Annotated in this window: 27 protein-coding genes and 1 tRNA gene; 17 read left to right on the top strand and 11 right to left on the bottom strand. The window is 34.8% G+C overall.

Features of this window, described 5'->3' with window-relative positions; genetic code table 11:
• The first annotated feature begins 53 nt into the window (after nt 1-53).
• Complete coding sequence (locus FOL89_RS02180; protein ID WP_144281204.1) at nt 54-749, top strand: RsmE family RNA methyltransferase; 696 nt, start codon at nt 54-56, stop codon at nt 747-749.
• Here the strand turns inward: FOL89_RS02180 and FOL89_RS02175 are convergent.
• The gene (locus tag FOL89_RS02175) at nt 746-1,417 is read right to left on the bottom strand and encodes a TrmH family RNA methyltransferase (protein WP_144281203.1); all 672 of its coding nucleotides are present in this window, start codon (nt 1,415-1,417) and stop codon (nt 746-748) included. The genes FOL89_RS02180 and FOL89_RS02175 overlap by 4 nt on opposite strands.
• Nucleotides 1,418-1,472: 55 nt before the next feature.
• Between FOL89_RS02175 and FOL89_RS02170 the strand changes: the two genes are divergently transcribed.
• Together FOL89_RS02170 and FOL89_RS02165 are read left to right on the top strand one after the other, a co-directional pair.
• Complete coding sequence (locus FOL89_RS02170; RefSeq protein ID WP_144281202.1) at nt 1,473-2,489, top strand: asparaginase; 1,017 nt, start codon at nt 1,473-1,475, stop codon at nt 2,487-2,489.
• A gap of 57 nt (nt 2,490-2,546) precedes the next feature.
• Nucleotides 2,547-2,633: transfer RNA gene (locus FOL89_RS02165), tRNA-Ser, on the top strand.
• A gap of 173 nt (nt 2,634-2,806) precedes the next feature.
• Here FOL89_RS02165 and FOL89_RS02160 read toward each other — a convergent pair.
• Nucleotides 2,807-5,293 (bottom strand): fibronectin type III domain-containing protein, encoded by a 2,487-nt coding sequence (locus FOL89_RS02160; RefSeq protein WP_144281201.1) that lies wholly within the window; start codon nt 5,291-5,293, stop codon nt 2,807-2,809.
• Between the two features lie 254 nt (nt 5,294-5,547).
• On the opposite strand from FOL89_RS02160, the gene FOL89_RS02155 reads away from it, so the two are divergent.
• From FOL89_RS02155 to murB, 3 genes are read left to right on the top strand one after another with little or no spacing between them, the layout of a single operon-like run.
• Nucleotides 5,548-6,753, top strand: coding sequence for a pyridoxal phosphate-dependent aminotransferase (locus FOL89_RS02155; protein WP_144281200.1), 1,206 nt, complete (start codon nt 5,548-5,550; stop codon nt 6,751-6,753).
• Between the two features lie 10 nt (nt 6,754-6,763).
• A complete protein-coding gene (locus FOL89_RS02150; protein WP_144281199.1) occupies nt 6,764-7,264 on the top strand; it encodes a hypothetical protein in 501 nt (166 codons plus the stop codon).
• Nucleotides 7,264-8,277 (top strand): UDP-N-acetylmuramate dehydrogenase, encoded by a 1,014-nt coding sequence (gene murB, locus FOL89_RS02145; protein WP_144281198.1) that lies wholly within the window; start codon nt 7,264-7,266, stop codon nt 8,275-8,277. The genes FOL89_RS02150 and murB overlap by 1 nt, the downstream gene beginning before the upstream one ends.
• A 113-nt stretch (nt 8,278-8,390) precedes the next feature.
• Here the strand turns inward: murB and FOL89_RS02140 are convergent, their stop codons facing one another.
• From FOL89_RS02140 to FOL89_RS02125, 5 genes are read right to left on the bottom strand one after another with little or no spacing between them, the layout of a single operon-like run.
• The gene (locus tag FOL89_RS02140; protein WP_144281197.1) at nt 8,391-8,939 is read right to left on the bottom strand and encodes a DUF6705 family protein; all 549 of its coding nucleotides are present in this window, start codon (nt 8,937-8,939) and stop codon (nt 8,391-8,393) included.
• Nucleotides 8,939-9,484 carry a DUF6705 family protein gene (locus tag FOL89_RS02135; protein WP_144281196.1) on the bottom strand — a complete coding sequence of 182 codons (546 nt, stop codon included), beginning with the start codon at nt 9,482-9,484 and terminating at the stop codon, nt 8,939-8,941. The genes FOL89_RS02140 and FOL89_RS02135 overlap by 1 nt, the downstream gene beginning before the upstream one ends.
• 20 nt (nt 9,485-9,504) lie before the next feature.
• A complete protein-coding gene (locus tag FOL89_RS17755; RefSeq protein ID WP_262710775.1) occupies nt 9,505-9,627 on the bottom strand; it encodes a hypothetical protein in 123 nt (40 codons plus the stop codon).
• A 46-nt stretch (nt 9,628-9,673) separates the two neighbouring features.
• Complete coding sequence (locus FOL89_RS02130; RefSeq protein ID WP_144281195.1) at nt 9,674-10,234, bottom strand: DUF6705 family protein; 561 nt, start codon at nt 10,232-10,234, stop codon at nt 9,674-9,676.
• Between the two features lie 17 nt (nt 10,235-10,251).
• Nucleotides 10,252-11,793, bottom strand: a complete 1,542-nt coding sequence (locus tag FOL89_RS02125) for a hypothetical protein (RefSeq protein WP_144281194.1) — start codon at nt 11,791-11,793, stop codon at nt 10,252-10,254.
• A 183-nt stretch (nt 11,794-11,976) separates the two neighbouring features.
• Here FOL89_RS02125 and FOL89_RS02120 point away from each other — a divergent pair, with 183 nt between their 5' ends.
• Nucleotides 11,977-12,369: a helix-turn-helix domain-containing protein gene (locus tag FOL89_RS02120; RefSeq protein WP_144281193.1), complete on the top strand. Its 393-nt coding sequence runs from the start codon at nt 11,977-11,979 to the stop codon at nt 12,367-12,369.
• A gap of 72 nt (nt 12,370-12,441) precedes the next feature.
• Nucleotides 12,442-13,245: a pyrroline-5-carboxylate reductase gene (proC, locus tag FOL89_RS02115; protein ID WP_144281192.1), complete on the top strand. Its 804-nt coding sequence runs from the start codon at nt 12,442-12,444 to the stop codon at nt 13,243-13,245.
• Nucleotides 13,246-13,284: 39 nt separating this feature from the next.
• On the opposite strand, the gene FOL89_RS02110 is transcribed toward proC, so the two are convergent.
• Complete coding sequence (locus FOL89_RS02110; protein WP_144281191.1) at nt 13,285-13,710, bottom strand: VanZ family protein; 426 nt, start codon at nt 13,708-13,710, stop codon at nt 13,285-13,287.
• A 55-nt stretch (nt 13,711-13,765) separates the two neighbouring features.
• On the opposite strand from FOL89_RS02110, the gene lnt reads away from it, so the two are divergent.
• The 6 genes from lnt to FOL89_RS02080 all read left to right on the top strand — a co-directional run bounded on the left by lnt (nt 13,766) and on the right by FOL89_RS02080 (nt 17,623).
• On the top strand, nt 13,766-15,406 hold the full coding sequence (gene lnt / locus FOL89_RS02105) for an apolipoprotein N-acyltransferase (protein ID WP_144281190.1): 1,641 nt from the start codon (nt 13,766-13,768) through the stop codon (nt 15,404-15,406).
• Nucleotides 15,407-15,598: 192 nt separating this feature from the next.
• The gene (rpmB, locus tag FOL89_RS02100) at nt 15,599-15,841 is read left to right on the top strand and encodes a 50S ribosomal protein L28 (protein WP_002976757.1); all 243 of its coding nucleotides are present in this window, start codon (nt 15,599-15,601) and stop codon (nt 15,839-15,841) included.
• Nucleotides 15,842-15,844: 3 nt separating this feature from the next.
• Complete coding sequence (gene rpmG / locus FOL89_RS02095; protein WP_027379950.1) at nt 15,845-16,027, top strand: 50S ribosomal protein L33; 183 nt, start codon at nt 15,845-15,847, stop codon at nt 16,025-16,027.
• A 20-nt stretch (nt 16,028-16,047) separates the two neighbouring features.
• A complete protein-coding gene (locus tag FOL89_RS02090; RefSeq protein WP_066755245.1) occupies nt 16,048-16,200 on the top strand; it encodes a DUF4295 family protein in 153 nt (50 codons plus the stop codon).
• Between the two features lie 165 nt (nt 16,201-16,365).
• A complete protein-coding gene (gene ftsY / locus FOL89_RS02085) occupies nt 16,366-17,319 on the top strand; it encodes a signal recognition particle-docking protein FtsY (protein WP_144281189.1) in 954 nt (317 codons plus the stop codon).
• 52 nt (nt 17,320-17,371) lie between these two features.
• Nucleotides 17,372-17,623 carry a GlsB/YeaQ/YmgE family stress response membrane protein gene (locus FOL89_RS02080; protein WP_144281188.1) on the top strand — a complete coding sequence of 84 codons (252 nt, stop codon included), beginning with the start codon at nt 17,372-17,374 and terminating at the stop codon, nt 17,621-17,623.
• Between the two features lie 363 nt (nt 17,624-17,986).
• Here the strand turns inward: FOL89_RS02080 and FOL89_RS02075 are convergent, their stop codons facing one another.
• Nucleotides 17,987-19,297: a dihydrolipoamide acetyltransferase family protein gene (locus FOL89_RS02075; protein WP_144281187.1), complete on the bottom strand. Its 1,311-nt coding sequence runs from the start codon at nt 19,295-19,297 to the stop codon at nt 17,987-17,989.
• A 63-nt stretch (nt 19,298-19,360) separates the two neighbouring features.
• A complete protein-coding gene (locus tag FOL89_RS02070) occupies nt 19,361-20,188 on the bottom strand; it encodes an SAM hydrolase/SAM-dependent halogenase family protein (RefSeq protein ID WP_144281186.1) in 828 nt (275 codons plus the stop codon).
• A gap of 124 nt (nt 20,189-20,312) precedes the next feature.
• On the opposite strand from FOL89_RS02070, the gene FOL89_RS02065 reads away from it, so the two are divergent.
• Nucleotides 20,313-21,269, top strand: a complete 957-nt coding sequence (locus FOL89_RS02065; RefSeq protein ID WP_130913807.1) for a PhoH family protein — start codon at nt 20,313-20,315, stop codon at nt 21,267-21,269.
• 106 nt (nt 21,270-21,375) lie between these two features.
• Nucleotides 21,376-22,050 carry a porin family protein gene (locus FOL89_RS02060; RefSeq protein WP_144281185.1) on the top strand — a complete coding sequence of 225 codons (675 nt, stop codon included), beginning with the start codon at nt 21,376-21,378 and terminating at the stop codon, nt 22,048-22,050.
• Nucleotides 22,051-22,139: 89 nt separating this feature from the next.
• On the opposite strand, the gene FOL89_RS02055 is transcribed toward FOL89_RS02060, so the two are convergent.
• On the bottom strand, nt 22,140-22,748 hold the full coding sequence (locus FOL89_RS02055; protein WP_144281184.1) for an NUDIX hydrolase: 609 nt from the start codon (nt 22,746-22,748) through the stop codon (nt 22,140-22,142).
• A 29-nt stretch (nt 22,749-22,777) separates the two neighbouring features.
• Here FOL89_RS02055 and FOL89_RS02050 point away from each other — a divergent pair, with 29 nt between their 5' ends.
• Complete coding sequence (locus FOL89_RS02050) at nt 22,778-23,167, top strand: hypothetical protein (RefSeq protein ID WP_034674362.1); 390 nt, start codon at nt 22,778-22,780, stop codon at nt 23,165-23,167.
• The last annotated feature ends 13 nt before the right edge of the window (nt 23,168-23,180 follow it).

Genomic DNA, 23,180 nt, shown 5'->3' with positions numbered 1-23,180 from the left:
TTTCAGCCAATCATACCTTATTAAAACTCTACAAGACTTTATATATTTAAACAATGAAACTTTTTTTTGGAGAAATAAATAACGGACAAGCAATCATCAACGAAGAAGAACAGCAGCATATTGTAAAGGTTCTTCGTATGAAAGACGGGGAAGAAATTCATGTAACCAACGGAAAAGGAGATCTTGCTTCAGGGACTTTGTTTATTGAAGGAAAAAAAGCAGGAATTAAAGTTACCGAAATTAAAACTGAAACTCCTGATTTCAGCCCGAAACTTCATATTGCGATTGCACCGACAAAAAATATCGACCGTATTGAATTTTTTGTGGAAAAAGCTGTAGAAATGGGCATTTCTGAAATTACCATTCTTCACACTGAAAAAACGGAAAGAAAGAATATCAATATTGATAAAATCAGGAAACAGGCGATTGCAGCTTCAAAACAAAGTCTGCGGTTTCATTTTCCGGTCATTAATGATTTAATTAAATTACCCGAATTTCTAAAAAACATCAATGCTGAAAATACTTTCGTGGCGCACTGCAACGAAAATTTAGAACGAATTAATTTGAACGAAATTCCAAAATCAGAAAATTATACTTTTCTTATTGGTCCTGAAGGTGATTTTTCGGATAAGGAAATTATGTTTTTAGCAGAGAAAGAAATAAAAGCTGTCTCTCTGGGAAATCAGCGTTTAAGAACCGAAACTGCGGGAGTTTTTGTCACTGCCTGGAATTATCATAAAATGATTTAATAAGCTACATCATTATCTCTCAAATACTTTTCAAAAATCTGCTCACCGCTTCTCATAGAATTTACCGCCCAGCGAATTTTCATTCTCAGGAGTTTTTCTTCATTTAATTTATAATCAATATTCGATTTTATCAGCTTTTGCTTCAGTTCGTACATACAGATTGATGCTGCAACAGAAACATTAAAACTTCTTGTAAAACCATACATCGGAATTGCCAGAGTTTCATCAGCAAAATTTAAAATTTCTTCAGAAACGCCTTCCATTTCGGTTCCGAAAACCAAAGCAATGGGTTCTGTAATTTCATATTCAGGTAAAAATTTTGCATTTTTCTCTAGTGAAACCGCAACCATTTTATAGCCTCTGTCTTTAATTTTCTGAAAAGATTCCATATTCCGGGGAAGTTTTTCGACCTCAACCCATGTATCGGCACCTTTGGTAACCCTTAAATTAGGTTCAAAACTATATTCTTCCTGTAAAGCCACCACTTTATGAAAACCGCATGCTTCAACCGAACGTACAATTGCCGCCGCATTTCTAAACTGATAAATATCTTCAATTACCGGCAGAATAAAATCTGAACTTTCAGGGGCGAAATGCTCAATTTTTCTCAATCTTTCTTCTGTTAAAAACTGCTGTAAATATTCGTAAGTTTTCTCTAAATCTTTCATCTTCTTTCAAATCTTTGCAAATTAACGTAATTTTGAAATTCTAAGAAAAGTTTACATGAAAAGAAAAGTCCTGTTGATATATACCGGCGGAACAATTGGTATGGAAAAAGATTACGAAACCGGAAGTCTCCGAGCGTTTGATTTTGGAAATATTTTTGAAAAAATGCCGGAAATGAAATTGATGGAATGTGAAGTGTTTGTACATCCTTTTGCTAAACCGTTGGATTCATCGGATATGGGACCAGAGGAATGGAAAATAATAGCCAATTATATCTTCAAAAATTATGATCATTACGATGGCTTTTTAGTTTTACATGGTACAGATACGATGTCTTACACTGCTTCTGCACTGAGCTTTATGCTGAAAGGATTAAATAAACCTGTCATTTTAACAGGCTCACAGCTTCCGATTGGAGATTTAAGAACAGATGCAAAAGAAAATCTTCTTACAAGTCTTTATTATGCAAGTTTATATGAAAATGATGAAGCTGTCATTCAGGAAGTGGCGATTTATTTCGAATATAAATTACTTCGCGGAAACCGTACTCTGAAATATTCTGCAGAGTATTTTGATGCATATGCAAGTCCGAACTATCCTATACTAGGACAATCGGGAGTACATCTTAACATTCATAAAGAAAATCTTTTCAGAAGCACAAGTAAAGAAAATTTCCATATTGATGAACATATTTCGGAAGATGTTCTTTTTTGGAGAATTTTTCCGGGAATGAAATTGAATCATTTTAAAGAAATACCTAAAATGAAAGTCCTTATTCTGCAGGTTTTCGGCTCAGGAACAATTTTTAGCAGTCAGAAAACACTGGAAACATTACAGCAGATCAGAAACAACGGAACAGAGATCATTGTTGTGAGCCAATGCATTTCAGGAGGAATATCTTTTGGTAAATATGAAAACAGCAATGTTTTTTCAAAAATCGGAGCCATCAGCGGAAAAGATATGACCGCAGAATCTGCCATTACAAAAGCTATGCACCTGATTGACAATCCTAAATACCAAGGAAGTTTTGCTGAAAATTTTTCCAGAAATCTTTGCGGAGAAATAACTGAATAATTGCAGAATTGAATTGTTTTATTCGATAAAATAGTCTACTTTTGCAGTCTTCAAAATAGAAAGGTGTCCGAGTGGTTGAAGGAGCTACCCTGGAAAGGTAGTATACGGGTAACTGTATCGAGGGTTCGAATCCCTTCCTTTCTGCAGTACAAAGCGTTGATTTTCAACGCTTTTTTTTATTTTATTTATATATTAAAACTGATTTAAACGTAGTTTAAATCAGTAAATACAGAAACAAATCAACAACATTACTTTAGACAAAAAAAGCCGCTTTGCAATACTACAAAACGACTTTAAGGATATTTGATGCGGAAAAACTATTTTTTAATAGCTTTTACAGTATTTATTGATCCGTCTTTGAAATACATGGTAACCAAGTATAATCCTGCATTTAAAGTATGAAGATTAATTCCTTTAGAAGGGTTATCAATTACTTTTAAAACTCTACCCGAAACATCAGTTATTTTAATTGTTTTGATGTTTTCTGTTTCAGAAACAAACAACACATCATTGAAAGGATTTGGATAAATTGATACTTTCTTTTTAGAAGTAACCTCAGAAGTACTTAAAGAATTCTTAGGTTCCCAATAAATATCATCCCAATAATATGCTTTTGCGTCATTGGTATTTCTTATAGCAAGTCTTGCCGTAGCAGGAACTGTAGCAGGAACATCAACAATATAATCCACACCATAAGAGGTGTTTGGAATGCTTAAGCTTTGTATACTTACAAATGTAGATGCATCGGTTGTACTTGTTACATATCCAACCTGCAGGTTCCCTGTTGCCGTTGCCACTCTAGCTTTGAATCGTAATCTGTGAGTGTCGGCATTTATATTGGAAAACTCCGGCAAAACAACTACTGACGGAGTATTGGCTGCAGATGCATACTGGTAAATATTTCTTATTCCTGAAGCAGGACTTGTGGAAGTGATTGTCTGAGAACCGTTTGGTACAATTCTCGCCCAACAGTCAGGTACAATAGACGTTGCAGAGTAAGATTCAAAATCCTCAAAAAGAGAAGTCCCCGGCGCACATGTTGTACGGAAAATTACAGGACCTGCCCATTCACTTTTTTCTGTAGCACTGCACACTGTACGAATCCACAAGTTGTATGTATGATTAGGAACTAAACCTGTTATAATTCCGTTAATTGAATTCGGAGAAAATGTACCGCTTGCCATTGTTGTTGCCGTAGGCGAAACTGTACTTACTGGAGAATAATAATATTCATAGCCGTTTGCAGCTCCCGTTGCCGCAGCTCCCCACGTAACATCTACAGAGTTTTGACTAGCATTTGACGTTGTCATATTAAATGGAGGAGTACATCCAGGCATAGCTTCCCACTTCACATCATCCCAATAATATCCTTTCCCGTCAGCTGTATTTCTTATGGCTAATCTCGCATTGGCAGGAACTGTACTCGGTACATTTACAAAATATTCCGGACCATACGATGTATTTGGAATATTTAAAGATTGAATTAATGTAAAAGTGGAAGCATCCGTAGGATTGGTGACATACCCTACGTTAAGAACTCCGCCAGCTGAGGTCACTCTTGCTTTTAATTTAAGCCAATGTGTACCTGCATTTATATTATTAAATTCTGGTAAAACAACTGTACTTGGAGTTTGAGACGATGAATTGGTCTGATAAACATTTCTTGTTCCCGAAGCCGGACTGGTTGACGATATTGACATGGTTCCGTTCACATAATTTCTAACCCAGCAATCGGGCAAATTTGTTCCGGTAGACATAGAGTCAAAATTTTCAAACATTGCAGCCATTGGACCACATAAAGTTTTAAAATTACCTCCGAAAGACCATGAACTTTGTGCCGAAGAGCCATTACAGTTAGACCTTACCCAGAAATAATAGGTCGTATTGGGTGTCAAGATGCCTGTAGGAACAGATAATCCTGTTACATTGCTCGAAACCGGAGCTGTAGCAGAAGTAGGAATCACAGGACTTGTACTGTAATATACATCATAAGATGCTGCTGTCGTACTTGGTGAAGCCGACCAATTTATTGTGGCACTATTATCAGTTATATTTGTTGAAGGCTGCACCGTTGGAGGAAGACAGTCTGAATAAACATCCGCAGAAAATGCAAAAACATTAGGATATCCCTGAGCAGTAGACGTTTTTGTGACTGTCACACTCTGAATGAGCTTAGCCTGGTTTGCTGCATCAATGGTTAGTAAAGATTGATACAGCCTTGGATTAGTTCCGCTTCCTGACTCTAATACATCATTTGTTCTGTTAATTCTTCCAAATCCCTGAATAGCAAAACCAGAACCATTATACCAATCTGAAATACTGATACCTGTAAAAGTCTGAGAAGTATTATCAGTAAAATTAACAACCACAGAGACAGTAGACGCCCCGCTTCCGCTGGTAGCAAGCATATACAATCTAAATGCAGGTTTTGGTACAGCAAAAGTTAAAGTCCCACTGTCATTTTGATTGGAAAGTTTCAGAGAATTGCTGCTGCTGTAACTTGCCATATTATACATAAGACCTGGTGTAGTTGCCACTTCACTATTGATGATACCATCGACAGGTAATCCATAGGTTAAATCCGGATCAGCAGCGGTGACTTTAAAATCTTTAGAAACAAAAGCAAATGAAACTCCATCTACATCTGAAGATGTAGAAAGCATAGAAGAACCTACTCCATTTGCAATAACATCTGTGTTAAAACCTGATTGTACAGGCATTGGCTGAAAGTTTTGAGCGTACATTAAAGAACCGGCGAATAAAGCCGTAATGCCCAGAACAGAAACTGGTTGAATTCTTTTCATAAAATATCTTATTAGTTTAACGCAAAACTATGAATAAATTTTTAGCAAGCATATAACAAATTAAATTATTTTTAAAAATTAAACAATATCAATAATGTATATATAATATAAAATTGATTACAATAAAAATAAACACACTAAAAGCAAACATTTAACAAACACACAATAATCATTAATGAAATAATAATTAGCCGTTAAAAGTCATCATAAGAGATAAAATAATTTCCTATTTTTGCCATACAAATTTTTAGACAATGCCAAACATTTCAAACAGAGCGCAAAATATGCCGCCCTCACCGGTAAGAAAACTGGTTCCTTTTGCCTTACAGGCAAAACAGAGAGGTACCAAAGTCTACCATCTCAATATTGGTCAGCCAGACATAGAAACACCGGAAACTGCTATTAATGCTCTTAAAAATATTGATTTAAAAGTTTTAGAATATGCTCTTTCCGAGGGTAATATCGAATACAGAAAAGCCCTTACAGAATATTATCATTCTTTAGATTTTACAGATCTTACACCGGACAATTTTATTGTGACCAACGGAGGATCAGAAGCGTTGAATTTTGCCATCTCCACTCTTTGTGATGACGGTGATGAGGTAATCATTCCGGAGCCTTATTATGCTAATTATAACGGCTTCACAAGTACTTTCAATGTCAATGTAGTGGCGATACCTTCTTCTATTGATACCGGCTTTGCACTGCCTCCAATTGAAGAGTTTGAAAAAAAAATCACTCCTAAAACAAGAGCAATTGTCATCTGCAACCCCGGAAATCCAACCGGATATCTTTACACTCGTGAAGAATTACAAAAATTAGCTGAAATTGCTTTGAAATACGACATCGTTGTCATATCTGACGAAGTTTACAGAGAATATGTTTATGATGGAAAACAGCAGATTTCCATGTTTGCATTTCCTGAGTTGAGCGAAAACTGCATTATTATAGATTCAGAATCAAAAAGATATTCTATGTGCGGTGTAAGAATCGGATGCCTGATTACCCGTTCCAAGAAAATACGTGATGCGGCGATGCTTTTCGCTCAGGCAAGATTGAGCCCCGTACTTTTAGGTCAGATTGCAGCAACAGCAGCTCACCAGAATGACGGCGCTTACATCAGATCGGTAAGAGAAGAATATACTCACAGAAGAAATATTCTGGTAGATCTTCTGAACTCAATTCCGGGAGTAATTTGTCCAAAACCAAAAGGCGCATTTTACTGTGTAGCAGAGCTTCCGGTAGATGATACCGAAAAGTTTGCCCAATGGCTGCTGGAAAAATATTCATTAAACAATGAAACCATTATGGTTGCTCCTGCAGGAGGATTTTACAGCAATCCTGAACTTGGAAAAAAACAGGTGAGAATCGCTTACGTTCTTAAAGAAGAAGATTTGATAAAAAGTGCTGAAATCCTTAGAAATGCACTGGAAAAATATAAATTGGATTTTAACATCTAATAGCAAGTCAATGTCAGCAGTAAAAATAAAAATTTGGAAAAGTTTTTTTTCATGGTTTTTACTGCTGATTTTTTTTTCTTGTGAAAATAAAAACACAGAAAAACAAAATACAGAACCGGAAAAAATAGAATCAATCAACATTTCTCATATTGGCGGAAGAAACGGTTTTTACGAAATCATAAAAATCCGCAAAGATTCTATATTTTTTGAAAGCGGAACTTCAAAGCCAGCCCAAAACACAAATTGGAAAAATGCGGTAAATATTTCGTCCTGGGATTCTCTTACCTCTTCATTTAAGCTGAAAAATCTTGACAGCATCCGTAGTTCTCCCAGTATTCAGCATCTTGACGGGATTGATGAAACTTTTATCATCAAAACCAACAAAAAATCTCACATCTACGTCAATGCATACAATGACGTTAATTATTACCAACTGGAAAACTTTAAACAAAAACTGGGAAAAATTCTTTCTCAAAAACAGCAGACAACTGCAAAAACACCTCAACTATAATGCAGGAAAATTTTTCTTTAAAACCCTATAATACTTTCGGAGTTGATGCTAAAGCAAAATATTTTGTTGAGATCAATTCTGTTGACGAATTAAGAGAAACCCTTAAACTTTCCAATACCCAATCTCTCCCGCTCCTGTTTATAGGAGGTGGAAGCAATATTTTGCTGACTAAAGATTTCGACGGAATTGCAGTGAAACTTAATTTAAAAGGAATTTCTGAAAAAATTCTGAATGAAAATGAAGTATTAATCACCGCAAAAGCAGGAGAAAACTGGCACGAATTGGTAGTTTTCTGCCTTGATAAAAATTATGGCGGACTGGAAAATTTATCCCTGATTCCAGGAAATGTCGGAACTTCACCCATGCAGAATATCGGAGCTTACGGAACAGAAATAAAAGATGTTTTTGTTGAATGTAAAGTTTTAAACCGTGAAACTGTTGAAAAAGAAAGATTTGATCTCGAAAAATGTCGTTTTGGTTATAGAGATTCCATTTTCAAACAGGAGGGAAAAGGTAAATATGTTATTTTAGAGGTCACTTTTAAATTAACAACACACAATCACACCGTAAAAACCGAGTACGGAGCTATACAAACAGAACTCAATCATTTAGGAATACAAAACCCAACCATTCAGGATGTTTCCAGAGCGGTCATCAATATCCGTCAAAGCAAATTACCGGATCCTAAACAGATTGGAAATGCCGGAAGTTTTTTCAAAAATCCGACTATTCCTTTAGCTCAGTTTAAAAAACTACAAGAGAAATTTAACAACATTCCGGGATATCCGAGCGGAGATCTTGTAAAAGTCCCGGCTGGCTGGCTCATCGAACAATGCGGCTGGAAAGGAAAACAAATCGGAAACGCAGCTTCCCACAAATTACAGGCTTTGGTGATTGTAAACACAACCGGAAACGCAACCGGACAGGAAATTTTTGATTTTTCCACAGAAATCATTAATTCTGTACATGAAAAATTCGGGATTGAACTGGAAAGGGAGGTGAATATTATTTAAAGATACAAACCTGTATTTTGAGATTTTTACAGGACAATAGCTGTACATTTCTCTGCTTCTGTAAATTCTAATATCAAAAAAGACTGCTTTCAAAAAAGCAGTCTTCCATTTTATTATTGCTTAGTCAAAATAATTTCTTCAGGCAATGATTGAGGAATTTCACTATAATAATATTGACAATCATCCGTAATCATATTACTGCCAAAATACAAATTCCAGTTCAATTTTGTTTTTGTAGAATCGGTGAAACTTATTCTTATGTTTCCCGAAGTTCCACACAGATCATTATCAATATATACCAAAGAATACTTATCATCCGCTTTTCTAAATTTTCCACCCCAGATTTCCGCATTATCATCAGAAAGAAATGTATTGTCAAAAAGCACTACACCATTCGAATCTAAAACTTTAAATTTTGCAATTAAATTATCTTTATAATATTTTAAATTCTCATTATACTTATTAGTAATTTTTTTAAATGTTATAAAAAGAATTTTATTATCCCAAATTCCTTTCCAAGTTCCTTCATAAGCAGGAAGTTCGTTATTGGTGTCTTTAAGATAGGTATTATTCGGAATCTCTGTATAAGTTCTCAAAGGATATATCTGTGCTGTAAGTGAAACTGCTGTGCTAAATAATATAATTAAAAGTATATTCTTCATTACTGCTTGGTCAGAACAATCTCTTCCGGCAAAGGTTGCGGAATCGCTGTGTAAGGACAATCAACAGTTACAATCTCATTACGATAATAGTAGTTCCAGTTTAATTTAGTCTTGGTAAAATCAGTAAAACCTATTTTTATACTCCCAGAAGTATTACAAAGATCAGTATCAACGTAAATTAACGCATACTTATCCCCGTATTTCCTAAAGTTTACTCCTGTAATTTTAGCATTATCATCAGAAAGATAAGTGTTATCAAAAAGGATTAAGCCATTAGAATCTAAAACCTTAAATTTTCCAATTAAGTAATCTTTGTAATATTTAAAATGTGTATCATATTTATTAGTGATTTTTTTGAAAGTAATATAAATAGTTTTATTATCCCATGTTCCTTTCCAAGTGCCTTCATAAGCTGGTAGTTCGTTATCAATATCCTTTTGATATGAATTTTCAGGAAGACTAATTTCTATAGGTCTTAACGAATAAACTTGTGCTGTACATAAAACTGCTGTGCTAAATAATATAATTAAAAGTAAATTTTTCATAATATAATAATGGTTAAATTTTAAGGGCAGGGTGTTGTTTTCATTGGATTATCTTTTCCATTATATTCAAGTTTAGTAGCACTCCCTGTTGTTTTATCAATGCTATAAACTTCCAATCCGTTGATATTAACTTTTTCTTTCATGAATTTATGTGCCCTTAATTAAAAACCTCCAGAAAGGAGGTTTATTTTATTGTTTTGTCAAAACAATATTTTTTGGTAATGGTTGTGGATAATCTTGTGGCGCATAATTATAATAAAAACAATCAGGTTCTATAAAATTCTCATCCTGAGAATAGCTCCATTGAAGTTTTGTTTTGGTAGTATCTGTGAAATTGATAAGTATTACCCCCGACCTCTGACACAAGTCCATATCTACATAAGAAAAGGGATATTTATCATCTGCTTTTCTAAATCTCCCTATTCCTTTAATCTTTGTATTAGTATCAGGCAAATTAGTATTATCAAATAAAATCATTCCAGATACATCTGTTACTTTAAATTTAGCTACTAATATATCTCTATATGCTTTAAAAGTGTCAATATAAAGATGTTCAAGTTTTTTAAAAGTTACATAAATAATTTTATTATTCCAAACTCCTTTCCATGTTCCCTCATAAGCTGGAAGTTCATTATTAGTATCTTTCAAATAGGAATTTTCAGGAATTTCTGTAAAAGTTCTTAACGGATATGTCTGAGCTTGGCAACTTACAGTAATAGTTATAAGTATTATTAAAGATATTTTTTTCATTTTCTTTATTTTTAGATTTAAGGACAAGGTGTTTGTTTTACAGAATTAGGTGAATTAGGATCATATTCTAACTTTACAGCAGATGTCGGAGTTACTCTATACACTTCCAATCCCGGCTTATTGATTTTTTCTTTCATAAATTTAGTGAAAAGTTTTTCTATATCTGATTGTGTTATATTATCCTTATATGAGTATAAATCTTGAAAGGCTTTTGTGTAATCTTCTTTCAATTTTGTTACAGTATCATAATTAAGCGAACCAGGATAATTTGTTCCTGTATACATTAGCATATAGCTTCCTTCGGAAGTTATCGTTATGGAATAGGCATTAGAATAACTGCCTGTATACTGGTTGGCTTGTGATAAAAGTGTATTCAGCAGATATTTAATATCTACAGGTGACGGTACTTTTATAGGATAATTTCCACTGCAGGTTGTATTTGTATGGGTATGCATAAGTCCGGCTAGTCCGGCGTTACTACTTGGCATCACTGTATCTTCATTATTTGTAGAACAAGGTGGCATATCTACCTGAAAATAGGAAGGGGGAATATTGGTTCCTATTGGTGGATACCTCATGATAAAAGCTTTCTCATGATCCAAATCAAAATTTTCAGGCTTGTTCAGCTCATTATATTTTTCTTTAAATTTTGTGTCTTCAAATTTAGCTTTTATTTTACTACAAGGTGTCTGTGGTCTTACAATCGGCTCAGACGGCATTCCTATATAGCATCCCGTTGGGCTTACTAAGCCTACCTGTGTAGGATCTGTAGCGGCAGAGGTGCATTCGTATGGTGGATTTTGCCCTCCTTCTTCCGGGCTTACACCACCTCCGCCTCCGCCTCCGTCAATAGGAATGGGTGTAGGCATGAATGTCTCAGGTTCTTCGCCAAAGCAGTCATAAAGAACGATTGATCCCCAGTAAGCAGCTCCCCATGTTCCTGCATAAGCACATGGTTCGCCAGGCTCGTGAAGACCTTCTTTACATGAAACAGGATAAGAATAATAATGTGGGACACAGATTTGTTTTTGAGTGAGCGAAGAAAGATTGATCCCTGCCAACTCGGTTACCTGCTGTTTATTTTTGTAATCTACATATTCTCTGTTAGCAATCTTGGCTTTGTCTCCTTCAGTAAGATTGAGAACAATATGAAACACCCTGTAGCTTCCGCCTGTATTAGGTGTCATGAGAATATTTTCTACCGGTGCATTGGCAGGTGCGTTGTCACGGATGACGCTGAAGGTATAAGTGTGATAATCGGGACCGTTTTCCATATAGATCACCTCATCGGTATCAATCGTAATTCCGTTTCCGATGTTTACCGATTTACCCTGTACATTAAGTTTTTTCTTCTCTATCGCTGTTTCTGCTTTTTCAAGATCGGGAAGAAGCTGGGTTCTGTGCTTGGCTTGGCTGAGGGAAATTCTTTGGGAAGTCAATCGCAAACCTGCGTTACCGTGGGTTTCTTCCTCATTGTGAAATTCTTCGGTGCGGCAGGAGAACGCCGAGAAACCGACTGCAAGAGTCAGGCAGAGCCTGAGAAATAATTTTTTCTTCATGCTATTTGATGTTTTTTTTAAAGGTTAAATATAAAAATTATTTGGCAATCAAAAACAATTTGATTATCAGTTTTCAAAAATAATCTGTGCAAAATAACTTCACAACAACTATTAGTTATAAAATCAACAACCTTTGGTTGTCATTTTAAAAAATAGTATTTTTAGCGTTTAAAATAAAAAAACATGAGTTTAGAAACTAAACTTCGCAAGCTGAGAGAGCAGAAAGGCTGGTCTCAGATGGATGTTGCCCATCAACTGGATATTTCTCAATCAGCCTATAACAAATGGGAAGCAGGACAGGCAAAACCCACTCTGCAAAATTTAAAAAAAATAGCTGAAATTTTTGAAGTTGACTTCTATGATTTGATTAAAGAGCAAATCCCTAACTTAGATTTATCTAATGCAAAATTTGAAAATTCACCATTTTTTGTTATTGAATCAACACATAATACAATTAGTTATGATTCTCCAGAATTAATTAGTAAAATCCTAGACAACCAACAACAAATGGCAAAATTGATGGAAAGCCAGAGCAAACTGATAGAAACTCTTTTGAAAACTAAAACTTCGAAATAAGCACAAAACCTAACAGATTTTAAAAACCTGTTAGGTTTCGGTTATAATCACTTTACAAAACTATACACAAATATGAAAATCGCCATCATCGGAGCCGGAAATATGGGCTTATCTTTTTCTAAATCATTTCTGAAATATGAACTGATAAAACCTGAAAATCTTCATCTGGTTACAAGAAACATTTCAAAAATCCCAAAAATAAAAGAAGAGTTCCCAAAATCTGAAATATCCGTATGTGAAGAAGTAAAAAATCTGGATGCAGATTTAATTATCATTGCCGTAAAACCTCAGGATTTCTCAAAAGTTTCTGAAAATCTTAATTTTAAACTGAAAGAAAACCAGATGGTTCTTTCCATCATGGCAGGAATTAAGATCGAAAAAATTCAGAAATCATTAAACCATCCTTTAGTAGTAAGAGCAATGCCCAACTCCCCCACTCTCCTCGGAATGGGAATTACCGGCTATACTGCGGCTGAGGGAATTTCTTTCAGTCAATTAATCAACATAGAAAGATTGCTCAACTCTACAGGAAGATCGGTTTATCTCGAAAACGAAGAACTTCTGGACGGTGTTACCGCACTTTCCGGAAGCGGCCCTGCCTATTTTTATTATATTGTTGATGCCATGATCAAAGCAGGGGTAAAAATGGGAATTGATGAAAATCTGTCGAAACTTTTTGTGAAACAAACCATGTTGGGAGCTTATCATCTCATCAATAATTCTGAGAAAAATCTTGAAGAACTGATAAAAGATGTTGCTTCAAAAGGCGGAACGACAGAAGCTGCCCTGAAAACTTTTAATGAAAATCATCTGAAGGATATTTTACTGAACGGAATTTTAAATGCAGAAAAACGCGCAAAAGAATTGAATGGATAATTCATTTTCAGTTTGAAATAAATGGTGCTGAAGCTTACATTATTCCGTTGTGTATTTTGAGAATCTGATTTCAAGTATTTTCCTGATTTGCCATCCTAAAAAAACTCCAAAAGTATTTAAGATAATATCGTCTATTTCAAAAATACCAAGTCTTGTAAAATATTGCAGAGCTTCTACAATCGTAATCGCAGAAATAAAAGAAAAAAGATTGTTTTTCAGATGATTGAGCTTAGGAAAAATCCATCCCAGAAAACCAAAGGGAATAAACATGACCACATTCCCCAAAACTATTTTAATAATATCTGACCAGCGAATTGTATTTTTTATAAAATTCAGCGTGGCAAATATAGGCTCTACTCTTATCAGGTTATCATCATACTGCGTTCTTCCCATTCCTAAAAACATCAGATACAGAAGAAACAGCGTGTAGGGAATAATGATTAATTTATAAATTTTCTTTACCATCAATTACAAAGATATTCATTTCAAAAATAGTAAATTTGTGTATTAAAATTTTTGAATGAAATACCTAATGCTTACGCTGATTTCAGCGATGCTGCTTTCAGTTTCCTGGCCTACTTACGGAATTCCGTTTTTTATATTTATTGCTTTGGTTCCGCTTATGATGATGGAACACGGAATTTCAAAATTTTCAGATTACAAAAGAAAGAGCTGGATAGTTTTTGGGCTTTCCTACTTGTGCTTTGTTATCTGGAATGTAGTGACAACAGGCTGGCTATACGGTTCCAAAAACCCCGACGGAAGCCATTCGATGATGGCCGTTTTATTTCCCGTTTTGGTCAATTCATTTTTATATTCTTTGGTTTTCCAATGCTATCACTGGTACAAAAATGCGCAGGGAACCTATTGGGGACTGGCTTTTTTTGTTGCGATATGGATGTGTTTTGAAAAATTCCACCTCGGTTGGCAATTGACTTGGCCATGGCTGAATTTAGGCAATGTTTTTTCAGATTACCCTAAAATTATTCAATGGTATGATACATTAGGGGCAACGGGAGGAAGTTTTTGGATTTTATTAATCAATGTTTTAATTTTTTACACCATAAGAATCTGGGAAGCAGGACGAAAGAGAAAAAGCTTACTCACCAATTCTTTCATCATTGTTCTTCTTGTGGGTTTTCCTATGATTATTTCTTTAATTAAATATAACCAGTTCAACGAAAAGCCAATCGGTGAAGTCAGCGTTCTTATGCTGCAACCGGATCTGAATCCTTACGGTGAAAAATATTCTAAAGACAGTACTACAATACTGAAAGAACTTTTGGCTCTAGCCGAAAATAATTCAAAAGGAAAAATTGACTATTATATCGCTCCCGAAACCGCCATTCCGGGACGCGGATCTATTTCTGAAACCGCTTTTGAAAAAAGTGAGTTGCTCAACACTATAAAAAGCTTTCTTTCAACACATCCGGAATCCGTTTTCGCTACAGGAATTTCTTCTCATCAGTACTTTTTCAATAAAGAAAACCTACCAAAAGACGCTTATCAAATCAATGACAGAGTTTGGGTAGAAAGCTACAATTCTGCGGTGCAGATCATTCCCAATCAAAAGGTAGAAGTTTATCACAAAGGAAAGCTTGTTCCCGGTGTTGAAATATTCCCTTACATGAATGTTTTAAAGCCACTTTTGGGTGATGCCATGATTAATCTGGGCGGAACTGTAGCATCACTGGGAACAGATAAAGAGCGTATTGCCTTTAATAATCCCTTCAATAAAGGAAAATTAGCTCCTATCATCTGTTACGAAAGTATTTACGGTGAATTTACCACAGAGTATGTAAAAAAAGGCGCTAACTTTCTGGCTATTATGACCAATGATTCTTGGTGGGGCGTTACTGAGGGACACAAACAGCTTCTTTCCTATGCAAAACTCAGAGCTATTGAAACCAGAAGAGAAATTGCACGGTCAGCCAATAGTGGTATTTCGGCTCATATCAATGCGAAAGGAGAAATACTGGAAGATACTTTTTACGGAGATCAAACCGCTTTATTTGCCAAAATAAATCTTTATGAGGGCAAAACATTTTATGTAAGATCAGGAGATTTACTTTCGAGAATTTCCATGTTTTCATTAGGATTTTTATTGTTTTATTTTCTGATTAAGTGGTTTCAGAATAAAACTCAGAAAAAGAAAAATTAAATTATTTTTGATTCTGTAACAAGTGTCTTTACTTGAAAGACCTCAAAGTAAGGGTTATTTTTAAAATATTTCAACAAATTGTGCCGTAATCAAAAATAATTATTACAAAAAATATTAAAGAAAACTTGTCTATCTAATTTTTTCTTTGTTATTTTGCAACCTCAAATATTATACAAATAAGAACATCGAGATATGTCAAGAATTTGCCAGATAACAGGAAAGCGTGCAATGGTTGGTAACAACGTTTCTCACGCTAATAACAAAACGAAGCGTCGTTTTGAAATTAACTTATTGGAGAAGAAATTTTACCTTCCAGAGCAAGATAAGCACGTAACACTAAAAGTTTCTGCTCACGGATTGAGAGTAATTAACAAGATTGGAATCGAGGAAGCTATTGAAAGAGCTACAAGAAACGGATTGATTAAAAAGAACTAAATCATGGCAAAAAAAGGAAACAGAGTTCAAGTAATTCTTGAATGCACAGAGCATAAAGAAAGCGGAATGCCGGGAATGTCCAGATACATTTCTACAAAAAATAAAAAGAACACTACAGAAAGATTGGAATTGAAAAAATACAATCCTGTTCTTAAAAAAGTTACCGTTCACAAAGAAATCAAGTAATTTATAAAACATAATTTACCATGGCAAAGAAAGTAGTAGCAACCCTACAAAGCGGACAGTCAAAAAAAATGACTAAAGTGGTGAAAATGGTGAAGTCATCAAAATCTGATGCTTACGTTTTCGAAGAAAAAGTAATGAATGCAGACGAAGTAGACGCTTATTTGAAAAAATAATCATTTACTTTATTTACAATACAAAACTACTCATATATTGGGTAGTTTTTTTGTTATCTTTGCTTTTAATATGCGGGGTACTGGATGTTTATAATATTATAGTTGTAATTATCCGGTTTCTAAACATCCTGCATCCAACAGTAATTAAATTCCATAATTGATAAGATGAGTTGGTTTAAAAATATTTTCAAAAAAGAAGAAAAAGAAACATTAGACAAAGGTTTGGAAAAATCTAATCAGGGTTTCTTTGAAAAAATGACTAAAGCCGTAGTCGGCAAAAGCAAAGTAGATGACGAAGTTCTTGATGATCTTGAAGAAATACTTATTGCCTCTGACGTAGGAGCATCTACCACCATCAAAATCATAGAAAGAATTGAGGAACGGGTTGCCAGAGATAAATATGTCGGCGTGAATGAGCTGGATAAAATTCTTCGTGAAGAAATCTCCGGTCTTTTGCTGGAAAATCCGCACAAAGGAACAGGCAATATTGACACTTCAAAAAAGCCATACGTTATCATGGTTGTCGGAGTAAACGGAGTAGGCAAAACCACCACTATCGGGAAACTGGCTCACCAGTTTAAGTCTGAAGGTAAAAAAGTGGTTTTAGGAGCAGCAGATACCTTCAGAGCTGCTGCTGTAGACCAGCTTGTGATTTGGAGCGAAAGGGTGGGTGTTACCATTGTAAAACAGGAAATGGGTTCAGATCCTGCCTCTGTTGCTTTTGATACGGTACAAAGCGCAGTTGCCCAAAATGCGGATGCAGTCATCATTGATACCGCAGGAAGACTTCATAATAAAATTAATCTGATGAATGAACTTTCGAAAATCAAAAGAGTAATGCAAAAGGTTATTCCTGATGCTCCCCATGAAATTTTATTGGTTTTAGATGGTTCTACCGGTCAGAATGCTTTTGAACAGGCAAAACAATTTACTGCAGCTACAGAAGTAAATGCTTTAGCTGTAACAAAACTTGACGGAACTGCAAAAGGCGGTGTTGTAATTGGTATTTCAGATCAGTTCCAGATTCCTGTAAAGTATATAGGCGTTGGCGAGAAGATGCAGGACCTTCAGCTTTTTAATGGTACAGAGTTTGTAGATTCGTTCTTCAAGAAGAGATAAATTCTTCTGAGAATAAATTTAAACCAACTTTTTAACATTAAAAATTTAAGCTATGGGAATTTTAACATGGATAATTTTCGGACTTATCGCAGGAGCAATCGCAAAAGCATTACACCCGGGTAAAGATCCGGGAGGATGGATTGTAACAATTATTATTGGTATTTTGGGCGCAATGCTTGGAGGATGGCTCGGCTCACTGATTTTCGGAGTTGATGTATCAGGATTTAACTTTTCAAGTTTTTTGGTTGCTATCGGAGGTTCAGTTTTACTACTGGCAATTTACAGAATGGTTACAAAAAAATAATGTAGGTATTGTATTAGAAAATAGCGCTTTTTATCGGAAAGCATATTAATTTATACAACTGTTTAAAAGTTGAGCAAAAATGCTCAACTTTTTTTATTATCAAAATCTCTCAAATCTGTTTACCACACCTGAAAATCGGAATATTATCAATGATCAAACTGCTTTATAACTTTGAGCTTATTCCATTCTCCCTGATCAAGGTTTATATCTGGATTTATTTATATTTTAAACTAAACAGACGGACTTTTCCTTTTTACTTTTTTTATCATAATTTTAGAAAAATATTTAACAAAAAAACCTCCGAAAAAATCGAAGGTTTATATTTAAAATCAGTAACATCAATTATTACCAACAATTCATTCCTTATATTTCTGTGTTCAGATCCCAGTTTTCAAGATAATCGTGAACATGCTTCAACATCATTCCGCCTAAAGAACCATCAACCACTCTGTGATCATAAGAGTGAGACATGAACATTAAGTTTCTGATTGCTATAACATCTCCATCAGGAGTTTCAAGAACTGCAGGTTTTTTTACAATAGCACCTATTGCTAAAATGGCAACCTGAGGCTGAGGAATAATTGGCGTTCCCATAAGATTTCCAAAACTTCCTACGTTTGAAATCGTGTAAGTAGCTCCTTGAGTATCTTCAGGTTTTAATTTTTTATTTCTTGCTCTGTAAGCCAGGTCATTGATCGCTTTTGCCAATCCTGATAATGAAAGCTGGTCTGCGTTTTTAATGACAGGAACAATAAGATTTCCGTCCGGTAAAGCGGTTGCCATACCGATATTGATGTTTTTCTTTTTGATGATATTTTCACCGTTAATAGAAACATTAATCATAGGAAAATCCTGGATTGCCTTTACAACTGCTCTTACGAAAATAGGCATGAAAGTCAGTTTTTCGCCTTCACGTTTTTCAAAAAGAGATTTGTTTTTGTTTCTCCATTTTACAACATTGGTAACATCAGTTTCTATGAAAGAGGTCACGTGCGGTGCAATCTGCTTGGCTTTCACCATATTTTCAGCAATGATTTTTCTCATTCTGTCCATCGGTATAATCTCATCACCTGCGGCAGCAGTAATAGTAGATGCCGGAGCAGATGGAGTTACAGGCTGAGAAACAGGAGCCGACTGCTGAACAGGCGCAACTTGAGTAGCTGGCTGATTTCCTCTGTTTTTAACGTATGCTAAAATATCTTCTTTGGTAATTCTTCCTTCTAAACCGCTTCCTTTGATGGATTTCAGTTCAGTTTCAGAAATATTTTCCTGCTGCGCAATAGATTTTACCAGTGGAGACAGATAAAGATCTCCCGAAAACTCAGTCGGAGCAGCCGATTTTAATGGTTCTTCAATAGTTTTTAAGGTTTCAGAGTCAGGAGCTAAAGCCGTTTCAGCTTTTACTTCTTCTGCAGATGCATTTCCACCTTCACCTTCAATCTCTAAAATAGCGATGGCTTCACCCACTTTTGCAACCTCATCCTTTTGCTTCAGAATTTTTACGATTTTCCCCGAAACCGGTGTCGGAACGTCTGAATCTACTTTATCTGTTGCAATTTCTACTACCGAATCATCTTCTTTTACCTGATCTCCTTCGTTGAACAACCAGGTGATCACTGTAGCTTCCATCACGCCTTCTCCCATCGAAGGAAGCAATAATTTGTATTCTGCCATTTTTAAATTTTAGATTTTGACAAATATATAAAAAAAATCGGTTTTTTTATGAAATAGATAATTTTAGAAAAATTCGATGTAGATATTTTCGCCAACATTGAGTCCAAAAAGTGTTTTAGCACCATTCTTCTTACTCCCTTTGTAAATAGTGAGTTCCAATTGTCCGCTGTCATTGAAGATAGCTGCAGATTGCCCGTGATATTCCGTTTCTCTTTCCCAGTCTGCGACTACTTCACAATGGCTTGAATAGATTTTTGAAAGACTTAGATTTCTGAATTTGATTGTAAAATTTTCGAAACCTTTTGCTAAAGCTTCAAAAAAATCTCTGCTGACATTTGATATTATATTTCCGAAATTATCAATATACATTACTTCACCGATAATCATTCTCTCATTTTCATTAAAAACAGGTTTAGGAAACAGGAGCTGCCTTGCAGCATCTATTTTTCGCCCAATCACTTCAGGAAGACCGCCGTTTGCCAGATGCACTGCAACAGGAATAAAAACATCTGTGGAAGTAAAGTTGATAATATCATCAAAACGGTTATTCAGGGTAATTTCATAAATAGCTTCCGGTTTAATATCAAAAAAAACAAGGCTTAACAGTCCGTTGTCTGCGGCAATAAAATAAGATCCGTCGGCTTTATACACGATATTTTTTCTTGACTTGTGAAAAAAACTGTCAACCGAAATCACATGAATAGTACCTTTAGGAAAATATTTGTATGCATTTCTTACGATATAAGAAGTCTGAATTAAATTGTGTGCCTGAACGTCATGCGTAATATCAACTGTTATGACTTCGTTGTTTAAGGACAGGATTTTGCCTTTCATTGCTGAAACTCTGTAGTCTATGCGTCCGAAATCTGAAGTGAGGGTAATAATTGACATGAGATATAAAGTGTAGAACTGCAAATTTATTTAAAATAAAAGGAAAGGAATAAAATTTGTGGATAAGAATTTTAACGAAAATCACAAAAAAACTATTAAATTTAAGAACTAAAAAAATATTTGCATGTTTGAATTAACGTACGATTTAGAAGGTATTGATGCAAAAAACTTTTACGGAGTTAATAACCAATATTTCAATTTAATCAAATCCAGCTTCCCTACACTCAAAATTACCGGAAGAGATCATTTTATCTTTGCCATGGGAAATCAGGAGGCTTTAGATATATTCAGAAAAAAACTTGATGATATTGTTTCTTATATTTCACAAAATAATTCTATTGAGCTGAAAGATGTAGAAAATATATTAAACATCAAAGATGAAAACGAGAAACAGCTTGTTTTTGATCAGGATATTATTGTAAAAGGGGTCAACGGAAAAATTATCAAAGCTAAAACTACCAATCTTAAAAAACTCGTTAAAGAAACCGAGAAAAAAGACATGGTTTTTGCCATTGGACCAGCCGGAACCGGTAAAACATATACCAGTGTTGCTTTGGCAGCAAAAGCATTGCGTGATAAGGAAGTCAAAAGAATTATTCTTACCAGACCTGCTGTAGAAGCCGGCGAAAGTCTCGGTTTTTTACCGGGAGACTTAAAAGAAAAACTAGATCCTTACTTGCAGCCTTTATATGATGCCTTGCGTGATATGATTCCGCATGAGAAGCTTGAAGGATTTATAGAAAAGAAAGTGATTGAAGTTGCACCCTTGGCTTTTATGAGAGGACGAACTCTGGATGATGCTTTTGTTATTTTAGATGAGGCACAAAACACCACCCACGCCCAAATGAAAATGTTTCTTACAAGAATGGGAATGAATGCCAAATTTATCATTACAGGAGATCCTACACAGATTGATTTGCCACCCAAACAGCATTCTGGGCTGAAAGAAGCCATGAGAATCCTGAAAGACGTAAAAGAAATAGGTTTTGTCTATCTAACTGAGGAAGATGTAGTGAGACACCCTGTAGTAAAGAAAATTATACTGGCGTACAACGAAGAAGAAAAGAGAAATCGGGAATAAGTTTTGTTAAATACACATAAGTTTTCAAATTTTTAAAAAAATGTTTTGCACTTCTATAAAAAGTGATATATTTGGTGCCTGAAAATTATTATAAAAATTTGAAACTATGAAAAAATTATTACTGGTTGCTGCAGTTGCAGTTGCAGGAGTTACATTAAAAGCTCAGGAATTTAAATTTGGTCCAAAAGCAGGTTATTCTTTATCAATGCTTAAGGCTGAAGGAGATGGAGAATCTTATAAATTTGATTCTAAATCAACATTCTATGTAGGAGCAATGGCTGAATATAAATTCAATGATAAATTTGCTGTACAAGGTGAAGTCTTATATTCTCCTCTTGGTGGAAAACAAGAAGAATCATTTTCTTATACTGATTCTGGAATCACTATTTCAGCAGTTGAAAAAACAAACTGGAAATTTGGTACAGTACAAATACCTGTAAGTGCTAAATATTATGCAACTGAAAATTTAGCATTTGGTTTAGGTCTTAATGTGGGTATCATTACTTCTGCAAAAGTAGAAGCTGAAATAACCGCAACAGGATCTGGATTAGGACAGTCGGCAACACAAACAGAAAGCACTACAGAAGATGTTAAAGACAACATGAACACCTTAAATTTAGCTCCTTTTGTTGGTGCTGAATACACTTTGGAAAATGGGTTATTTTTTGATGCAAGATATAATCTTGGCGTTTCTAATTTAATTAAAAATCCAGAAGGAAACGAGACATTGAAAAATAGTTTTTTCCAAATTGGTGTAGGCTTCAAATTTGGAGGAAACTAATATCTAACACAGAAAAAAGTTAATTTTTAAAATATTATCCCCGATTTAGAATTTCTAAATCGGGGATATTTTTATAATTCAATTGTGAGTCATGCTTTTTTACTGAACAATTCATTAATGATCAATTGTATATTTTTGAAAGTACTGGGAAAAACTTCTCGCTCTATCTCCAATTCATTCTTCCATGCTACTTCAGTAATCCCCTCCTCTATTTGCGGCTTCGATGTGTCTTCTCCATCAAAGTACATTTCAAACCAATGGGTATATTTTAAAACCTGCTCGCCGTTTCTTTCTGTGTAAATATGATAAGTTGTATTGATAAAATCTTTTAGCAGCACATTTCTGAGACCTGTTTCTTCCTCAATTTCTCTCACTGCAGATTCTTCACGCGATTCTCCTTTTTCCATTTTACCTTTTGGAAGATCCCATTTTCCGAGTCTTTTAATAAATAAAATTTCGCCCGAAGGATTATTTACAATTCCACCTGCAGCCTCTATAATTTTGAAAAGTTTTTTAAATGACTCCCAAATTTCATCAATATTTTCTCCGTAAACATTCAGTTCTGATGTAGAAGTATTCTGAAGAAGATCCAACGCAATCTCAAAAGTGGTAAAATTTTCAAATGGAAGGATTTTCTCTAAGTTTTCGGGGTTCTTAGATATTAATAATTTTTTTTCGTTCACAAAAACTTTATACATTTGTAATAATTTAAATACAAAAATAAAAAATGAATTTAGAAGGACGAAAGATTATTGTCAATAAATCATCTAAAGACTTATCTGAACTGCTTAAATCTCCGGAAAATTATAAAGAATTTATGCCGGATGGTCTTCAGAAGTTTGAAACCAGAGAAGACGGCTTTAAATTCGGACTTCAGGGAATGCCGGAAATTGCTTTAAAAATTGACGAAGTTACCGACGAAAAAGCAGTATTAAAATCAGCAAGTTCAAGTCTGGATTTTGCACTGACTGCGACATTGAAACCGCTGAACGAAAATCAGACAGAAGTTCAGATGCTTTTTGAAGGAAAATTCAACCCTTTTATCAAAATGATGGTAGAAAAACCTCTTCAGAATTTTATCAATACTTTAACGGATAAGATTGAAGCTTATAAATAATCTAGAAACCTTC

Source organism: Chryseobacterium echinoideorum, from assembly GCF_007474535.1.
GTDB lineage: Bacteria > Bacteroidota > Bacteroidia > Flavobacteriales > Weeksellaceae > Chryseobacterium > Chryseobacterium echinoideorum.
The sequence above is the reverse complement of the archived record's forward strand: the minus strand, read 5'-3'. Positions and strand labels throughout refer to the sequence as shown.